Here is a 7,908-nt window from a genome sequence, read left to right as displayed (position 1 = left end):
CCTGGGGCATGATGCTCCGCAAACTGCCGACGATTGCCAAAACCATTCCCCGCGTGGTGAAAGGCCTGAAAGTCGCCAACGTCAAGGATCCGACCCAACCGTGTGGCCTGGGCTGGTGCTTCGAGCAGGCGACGTTGCGCAATCCCGATGGCCCCGCGTTACTGCAGGACGACGTGGCACTGACGTATACGCAGGTCAATCAATGGGCCAACCGCATCGCTCATCATCTGATTGACCAAGGGATCGGCAAGGGTGACGTGGTCGCGGTGTTCATCGAAAACCGCCCGGAGCTGCTGGTGACGATTCTGGCGGTGGCCAAGGTCGGCGCGATCAGCGCGTTGCTCAATACTTCGCAGACCCGCGATACCCTCGTGCACAGCCTGAGCCTGGTGGCGCCGGTGGCGATCGTCGTCGGCGGCGAGTTGGTCCCGGCGTTTTCGCAGGTCCGCGAACAGGTGTCCATCGCCCCGGTACGAACCTGGTTCGTCTCCGATCAAGCCACCTATAACCATCCGGGTATTGCGCCCGACGGTTTCGTCAACCTGATGGCAGCCAGTGCCGATGCGGCCGACGCCAATCCTGCCAGCAGCCAACAGGTTTTTTTCGACGATCCTTGCTTCTATATCTACACCTCGGGCACCACCGGACTGCCCAAGGCTGGCGTCTTCAAGCATGGACGCTGGATGCGCAGCTCTGCCAGTTTCGGCCTGATCGCCCTCGACATGCAGCCGCACGACATCGTCTATTGCACCTTGCCGCTGTATCACGGCACCGGACTCTGCGTGTGCTGGGGCTCGGCCATCAGCGGCGCCTCGGGGTTTGCCATCCGCCGCAAGTTCAGCGCCAGCCAGTTCTGGAGTGACGTACGCAAGTACCACGCGACCACACTTGGCTACGTGGGCGAACTGTGCCGTTATCTGGTGGATCAACCACCCAGCGCCGACGATCGCCAACACAGCGTGACAAAGATGATCGGCAACGGTTTACGTCCCGGCGCGTGGAACGCCTTCAAGACCCGTTTCGGCGTTAAGCACATTTGCGAACTTTATGCGGCCAGCGATGGCAACATCGGGTTCAGCAACATTCTCAATTTTGACCACACCGTTGGCTTCTCGTTGATGGCCTGGGAACTGGTGAGTTACGACCATGAGAGTGGTCAGCCGATTCGCAATGCCAAGGGTTTCATGAACAAAGTGGCCAAAGGTGAGCAAGGATTGTTGTTGGCGAGAATCGATGACAAGGCGCCGCTGGACGGCTACACCGACCCGCAAAAGACCGCAAAAGTCGTGTTTCATGACGTGTTCAAGAAGGGCGATTGTTACTTCAATACCGGTGACCTGCTGCGCAACATTGGATTCGGCCATGCACAATTCGTCGACCGCTTGGGCGACACCTACCGCTGGAAGGGCGAAAACGTTTCGACCACGGAAGTCGAAAACATCCTGCTGCAATATCCGCACATCTCGGAAGCCGTGGCGTATGGCGTGGAGGTCCACAACACCAACGGGCGCGCCGGCATGGCTGCGATTACCCCGGCCGAATCCCTGGCCACCCTGGATTTCAGTGAATTGCTGGATTTCGCTCGTCAGCAAATGCCCGCATATGCGGTGCCACTGTTCCTGCGGGTGAAAGTGAAAATGGAGACCACCGGGACGTTCAAATACCAGAAGACCCGACTCAAGGAGGAAGCCTTCGATCCCGGCAAAACCGGTGATGACCCGATCTACGCCTGGCTACCCGGCACCCAGACTTACGTACAGGTGACCGAGCAGGTGCTGGCGGATATTCATGGCGGCAAGTACCGCTATTAAATGGAGCTATGGCGGCCCTTGAGAAAAAACAAGTGACAGCCAGGGGGCTGCTCGGGAAACTGTCGGCTTTGCGAATAACCCAACATGGAGCCCCCGATGTCAGACCAAAGCCGCCAGATGACCCCCGAAGAAGCCGCTGAATTTGCCGAACAGGTCTTCAACAAAGCGCGCGAGGGCGATGCGGCCATGATGGCTGCGCTGCTGACCAAAGGCCTGCCGCCGAATCTGCGCAACCACAAAGGCGACACCTTGCTGATGCTGGCCGCCTACCATGGTCATGTGGATACCGTAAAAGTCCTGCTCGAACACAAGGCCGACCCGGAAATTCGCAACGACAACGGCCAAAGCCCGATTGCCGGTGCCGCGTTCAAGGGCGATCTGGCAGTAGTCAAAGCGCTGGTAGACGGCGGGGCGCAAGTGGAAGGCTCATCGTTCGATGGCCGTACCGCGTTGATGATGGCGGCGATGTTCAACCGCGTCGAAATCGTCGACTACCTGATCAGCAAAGGTGCCGATCCGAAAGCCAAGGACGCCAACGGCGTGTCCGCACTCGATGCCGCGAAAACCATGGGCGCCGTCGACACCACCGCCCAGCTGGAAAAACTGCTCGGCTGATCCCTTATGGTGAGGGGCAAGCTCCCCCACCATAGGTCTCACCCTGCTCGGTAACTTCCTCCGAATGCGCTATCCTTCGCGCCCTCAAAAATCATTCGCTACAGGATCCACCTCATGAAAGCCGCACTCGTCGAACTCATCAGCAAAATCAGCTCCGGGTGCATGAGCGATGACGAAATCCTGAAAATCGCTGACGAAGCGTCTCAGGCCTACGCCGATCCTGAAGCTTTTCTGACGGCCAATCCGGATATCAACTACGACGACACGTTCCCGATCCCCTTGGGCGAATGGGTGGTTGTCGGCAGCCTGCCGGAGACAGTGCTGTTCCAGGCCGACACTTACATGGACCTGTTTGCCCAGATCGTTGCTTCATTCGGCCCCGGTGTTGATTTCAATATCAAACCCAAGCAGCTGGCCAAAACCGAAGCCCTGACCGCGCTCAACCGCATTCAGGTGCAAATGGGCAGCATGAACAAGGAAAACGGCGGCTACACGCTGATGAACTTCAGCCAGATGCTCGACGACGAGCTACAAGTGGTGCTGGTCTACGGCAACGACGTGCCACGGGTACTTGAACTGTGCGCCGAGGTCGGCATCGCCGCTGCGCCATCCCTGGAAGCCTTGAAAGTGGCGATCCATATCTGACGTTAACCCAGAAAAAATCGGAACCCTGGCATTGGGCGGCTATCCTAAGAGTGAAAATTACTCTTAGGGAGCGTCACCATGGGTTCTACGTTCAACAGCCTGATTGCCTTGATCATTTTCGTTCTGGATATCTGGGCCATCATCAACGTGTTTAAAAGTGGCGCCACCACCGGGATGAAAGTCCTCTGGGTGCTGTTGATCGCGTGCTTGCCGGTGCTGGGGCTGATCATCTGGGCCATCACCGGGCCGCGGGCTGACGTAYGGATCTGACTCCATTCCCTGTGGGCGCGGGCTTGAACTCACTCCCACAGGGGCCGTGTTTTTCATGCTCGCACGCCGTAATCCGTTGAACGATCAGTCCGCGAAAAAGTCCAGATGCTTGTAAGCCCATCCATGGGTTTTATCGAGGAGGCACTGATGCAAAAGTGGAAAATCACTTTCGTGGATGATCACGGTGAAACAGTCGATGAAGTCTTTGAGTGCGACGAGTGCCCGGACAACGAGCAAGCCGCCAAACTCATCAAGGCCCGGCTTCTTCCTGTCGCCGCCGAACTGGATCTGAACGATCTGGAAGGGCGAACCGCTGATGCGAGCGTCAAAAGTCTTAAAGCCCAGAACAGCATACAAATCCTCGGTATCACGCCAATCTGAACACTTCCTGTCTGATTCTCATTCAGACCTTGGCAGCGGCTCTCTCTTGAGGCTACTCTGCAATCGAGATCAGCGAATGGATCGCTAAGGTCTGGTCTTGTCAGCTACATGCTTGCTTCCCACCGGTAACGAGGTTGCCGCATCGCTCGCACCACTCGGTTGCGCGTGCCGGGAATACGGAAAGTCTATCCATCAATATGAGGGGGACGTTTCATGAGCACAGCCTATCAAGAAGACATCAGCAGCTCGGTGCTGCGCCGCATGAAAGAGGGCGGTTTCGACTTTTCAAAGTTCCACCCCATCGAGTTCTACGCCATTTTTCCCGACGAGGAGCGGGCCCGCAGAGCAGCAGGTCATTACCGTGGTGAGTCCTTGAATGCGCAAATCAGTGTGCGCGACGACGGCGCATGGGCGCTGGAACTGAGCAAAGTCATGTATGCCACTTACGATGATATTGGTGATTTCGAGCAAGGTTTTGAGGCAGTGGTCGAGCCTCTGGGCGGCATCATTGAAGGATGGGGCGTCAAGCAGGAGGTACGAGGGCTACTCGCATAATCTTATGAACAGTGACACGCACTAACGGCTGACCTTCGGGTTGGCCGTTTTAGTTTTTGGGGCGGCAAAATCCTTCCAGCAAAACCCTGAAACAAGAATTCGGCGCAAAAAAAACGCCTGAGCAGGCGGCTAAAGAGAAGTTCGGGCCGTTTTCCAGCGAATGCGTGGATTATCCGCACGGGCGGGCGGGCAGTGGAATCAACTCTGACTATGCTGGTGATAGGCGACAGCGTCGCCTTGCAATGAAGCGGGGGCAATCAAGTTGGGGCGTTTGCTGCACAGGATTGGTGCGGTGTTAACGGTGTTTATTTCCAACTGATTGATATCAAAGCGTTTCTGCCGATGGCACGGGCCTTGCGAAGCCTAGATGTCCGGGTGACAAGGAGTACGGCATGATCCGCACTTATTTTGATGAAATGTACGATGCCGGCGGCCAGGTCCGCCCGCATTATCGGGAGTTTGCCCGTTGGCTGGCCGAAACGCCTGACGAGCTTTTGGCACAACGGCGACGCGAGGCCGATCTGTTGTTTCATCGCGCCGGGATTACTTTTACGCTCTATGGGGATGAGCAGGGGACAGAGCGCCTGATTCCCTTCGATACAATCCCTCGCAGCATCCCTGCCAGTGAATGGCGGGTCGTCGAGCGCGGCTGCATTCAGCGGGTCAAGGCATTGAACATGTTCCTTGCCGACCTTTATCACGATCAGCGCATCATCAAGGCCGGCATCATTCCAGCCGAGCAAGTGCTGGCTAACGAGCAATACCAGTTGGCGATGCAAGGGCTGGATTTGCACCGGGATATCTATTCGCACATCTCTGGCGTCGATCTGGTCCGAGACGGCGACGGCACGTACTACGTGCTCGAAGACAACCTGCGTACACCGAGCGGCGTGAGCTACATGCTCGAAGACCGCAAGATGATGATGCGGCTGTTCCCCGAACTGTTCGCAGCGCAGCGCATTGCCCCCATCGATCACTATCCGAATCTGCTCCTGGATACCCTGAAAAGCTCCAGCCCGATCGACAATCCGAGCGTGGTGGTGCTAACGCCGGGTCGCTTCAACAGCGCGTTTTTCGAGCATGCCTTTTTGGCCCGGGAAATGGGCGTTGAACTGGTGGAAGGCGCGGACCTGTTCGTGCGCGATGACAAGGTGTTCATGCGTACCACAGACGGGCCGAAAGCCGTCGACGTGATCTACCGTCGCCTCGACGATGCATTCCTCGACCCGCTGGCGTTCAACCCGGATTCGATGCTGGGCGTTCCGGGGCTGCTGTCGTCGTACCGCTCCGGCAACGTGGTGCTGGCGAATGCCATCGGCACCGGAGTCGCGGACGACAAGTCGGTGTATCCGTTTGTCACCGACATGATCCGTTTCTACCTCGACGAAGAACCGATCCTGAAAAACGTGCCGACGTTCCAGTGCCGCAATCCATCTGAACTGTCCCACGTGCTGGCCAATCTTCCCGATCTGGTGGTCAAGGAAACCCAGGGCTCCGGCGGTTACGGAATGCTGGTGGGGCCGGCGGCTACGGCGGCGGAAATCGAGTCGTTCCGTGCGCGGATCAAAGCCAAGCCCCATGCGTACATCGCGCAACCGACGTTGTCCCTGTCGACCTGTCCGACCTTTGTCGAAAACGGCATCGCCCCACGCCACATCGACCTGCGTCCGTTTGTATTGTCTGGCCGCGAAACCCGGGTTGTGCCCGGCGGTTTGACCCGTGTCGCCCTGCGTGAAGGCTCTCTGGTGGTGAATTCATCCCAGGGTGGCGGAACCAAGGACACCTGGGTGGTCGAGGATTGAAGGAAGCTTGCCATGCTAAGTAGAACTGCCTCGGATTTGTATTGGATGTCGCGTTACCTGGAGCGAGCAGAAAACCTCGCACGGATGCTCGACATCAGTTATTCACTGTCACTGATGCCACAGGATGGCCGCGGTGACGGGCTGCACGAACTCGCCATGCCACTGCTGATCACCGGCACCCTGGACGACTATCTGGAGCGCCATGGCGAGCTGCATGCCGAACGGCTGCTGCACTTTTTCGCCCTGGATGCAGCGAACCCGGCGAGCATCTACAGCTGCCTCGGCGCCGCTCGGGCCWGCGCCCATGCGGTGCGTGGGCGAATCACCGCCGACATGTGGGAAAACATCAACGCTACCTGGCTGGAAATTCGCGGGATTGCCGAACAGGGGTTGAGCCGCTACGGCATGAGCCGTTTTTGCGAGTGGATCAAGGAACGTTCCCACCTGTTTCGGGGTGCGTCCTACGGCACCATCATGCGTAACGATGCGTTCCGCTTCATTCGTCTGGGGACATTTATCGAAAGGGCCGACAACACGCTGCGCCTGCTCGACGCTCGCTACGAAATGGCCGGCGATCAAGCCGAAGCTGTCAGTGACAGTACGGCGCACGCCTATTACCAGTGGAGCGCATTGTTGCGTGCGCTGTCGTCGTTCGAGGCGTACACCGAGATCTACCGCGACGCCCCCGGTTCCCGGCATGTGGCTGAGTTGCTGTTGCTGCGCGCCGATGTGCCGCGCTCCTTGCGCGCCTGCACCGAAGAAATCGACCAGATCCTCGCCAGCCTGCCGGGGGCCAATGGCCGTCCGGCACAACGCCTGGCCGCTGAGATAGACGCACGCCTGCGCTACACCGGTATCAACGAAATTCTCGAAGAAGGCCTGCACGCCTGGCTGACCGAGTTCATCCCGCTGGTGCGCCAGCTGGGCAACGCTATTCACAGTTCCTACCTGGAGGCTGCATGAGACTTTCCATTAGCCACGAGACCACCTATCACTATGAAGATCAGGTGCGGGCGAGCATCCAGTACTTGCGACTGACACCCCACGACAGCGAGCGTCAGCACGTGCTCAGCTGGCAGCTCGACCTGCCGCGCCCGGTACGCGCGCAACTCGATCCGTTCGGCAACATATTGCACGTGCTGACCATGGACGAGCCGCATGAGGCAATCATCATTGGCGCCCGTGGTCAGGTTGACATCGACGAACTGCGCGAGGCCGAGCATGAAAGCCAGTCGGCGCTGCCGTTCCTGCGTTTCACGCGGCTGACCGAGCCTGACGAAGCCCTGCGAGCGTTCGCACAAAAGGAATGCAAAACACGCCGGGATCGCAGCGCGCTGATCGACTTGATGCATGGCCTTAACCAGCACATGACCTACACACCGGGCTCAACCGAAGTCGACACCAGCGCGGCTCAAGCCTTCGCCGGGCGTTCAGGCGTCTGTCAGGACCACACCCATGCCTTTCTCGCCTGCGCGCGCAGCCTGGGCATTCCGTCGCGTTATGTGTCGGGGTATTTGTACAGCGAGAACAGCGAACACCTGGCCAGTCACGCCTGGGCGGAAGCCTGGCTGGATGATGCCTGGTACAGTTTTGACGTGACCAATGAACTGGCCAGACCTGAACGCCACTTGAAACTGGCGGTGGGCCTGGATTACCTGGATGCCTGCCCGGTGCGCGGGATGCGCCGGGGCGGCGGGTGCGAGCAAATGCATGCGAAGGTGTTTGTGTCGCCGACGCCGATGCCGGTTGTCTCTGTCCAGCAACAATAATCTGCCACACCACACCCCCCCTGTGGGAGCGAGCCTGCTCGCGATAGCGGTCTTCCAGTC

The 7,908-nt window shown here is 58.5% G+C and carries 9 protein-coding genes; all 9 read left to right on the top strand.

The window, feature by feature from the left end:
• The coding region (locus AC1DSG_RS23945) for a long-chain-acyl-CoA synthetase (RefSeq protein WP_477793107.1) at positions 1-1,811 on the top strand (1,811 nt) is incomplete at its 5' end.
• 96 nt (positions 1,812-1,907) lie between these two features.
• Positions 1,908-2,426: an ankyrin repeat domain-containing protein gene (locus AC1DSG_RS23940; RefSeq protein ID WP_477793106.1), complete on the top strand. Its 519-nt coding sequence runs from the start codon at positions 1,908-1,910 to the stop codon at positions 2,424-2,426.
• Positions 2,427-2,540: 114 nt separating this feature from the next.
• Complete coding sequence (locus AC1DSG_RS23935) at positions 2,541-3,071, top strand: hypothetical protein (protein WP_477793105.1); 531 nt, start codon at positions 2,541-2,543, stop codon at positions 3,069-3,071.
• Between the two features lie 78 nt (positions 3,072-3,149).
• The gene (locus tag AC1DSG_RS23930) at positions 3,150-3,341 is read left to right on the top strand and encodes a PLDc N-terminal domain-containing protein (RefSeq protein ID WP_477793104.1); all 192 of its coding nucleotides are present in this window, start codon (positions 3,150-3,152) and stop codon (positions 3,339-3,341) included.
• Positions 3,342-3,488: 147 nt separating this feature from the next.
• Positions 3,489-3,722: a hypothetical protein gene (locus tag AC1DSG_RS23925; RefSeq protein ID WP_477793103.1), complete on the top strand. Its 234-nt coding sequence runs from the start codon at positions 3,489-3,491 to the stop codon at positions 3,720-3,722.
• A 213-nt stretch (positions 3,723-3,935) separates the two neighbouring features.
• The gene (locus AC1DSG_RS23920) at positions 3,936-4,277 is read left to right on the top strand and encodes a ribonuclease E inhibitor RraB (RefSeq protein ID WP_162440592.1); all 342 of its coding nucleotides are present in this window, start codon (positions 3,936-3,938) and stop codon (positions 4,275-4,277) included.
• Positions 4,278-4,669: 392 nt separating this feature from the next.
• Positions 4,670-6,079, top strand: coding sequence for a circularly permuted type 2 ATP-grasp protein (locus AC1DSG_RS23915; protein ID WP_477793102.1), 1,410 nt, complete (start codon positions 4,670-4,672; stop codon positions 6,077-6,079).
• Between the two features lie 12 nt (positions 6,080-6,091).
• The gene (locus tag AC1DSG_RS23910) at positions 6,092-7,042 is read left to right on the top strand and encodes an alpha-E domain-containing protein (RefSeq protein ID WP_477793101.1); all 951 of its coding nucleotides are present in this window, start codon (positions 6,092-6,094) and stop codon (positions 7,040-7,042) included.
• The gene (locus AC1DSG_RS23905) at positions 7,039-7,848 is read left to right on the top strand and encodes a transglutaminase family protein (protein WP_477793100.1); all 810 of its coding nucleotides are present in this window, start codon (positions 7,039-7,041) and stop codon (positions 7,846-7,848) included. Before AC1DSG_RS23910 ends, AC1DSG_RS23905 begins: the two co-directional genes overlap by 4 nt.
• Positions 7,849-7,908 lie beyond the last annotated feature (60 nt).

It is taken from the genome of Pseudomonas sp. P5_A12 (assembly GCF_056400685.1).
The sequence above is the reverse complement of the archived record's forward strand: the minus strand, read 5'-3'. Positions and strand labels throughout refer to the sequence as shown.

Excerpts from the sequence above, each read along its gene's own strand:
- AC1DSG_RS23940 (WP_477793106.1), top strand. The coding sequence starts at position 1,908 with ATGTCAGACCAAAGCCGCCAGATGACCCCCGAAGAAGCCGCTGAATTT.
- AC1DSG_RS23935 (WP_477793105.1), top strand. The coding sequence starts at position 2,541 with ATGAAAGCCGCACTCGTCGAACTCATCAGCAAAATCAGCTCCGGGTGC.
- AC1DSG_RS23925 (WP_477793103.1), top strand. The coding sequence starts at position 3,489 with ATGCAAAAGTGGAAAATCACTTTCGTGGATGATCACGGTGAAACAGTC.
- AC1DSG_RS23920 (WP_162440592.1), top strand. The coding sequence starts at position 3,936 with ATGAGCACAGCCTATCAAGAAGACATCAGCAGCTCGGTGCTGCGCCGC.
- AC1DSG_RS23915 (WP_477793102.1), top strand. The coding sequence starts at position 4,670 with ATGATCCGCACTTATTTTGATGAAATGTACGATGCCGGCGGCCAGGTC.
- AC1DSG_RS23905 (WP_477793100.1), top strand. The coding sequence starts at position 7,039 with ATGAGACTTTCCATTAGCCACGAGACCACCTATCACTATGAAGATCAG.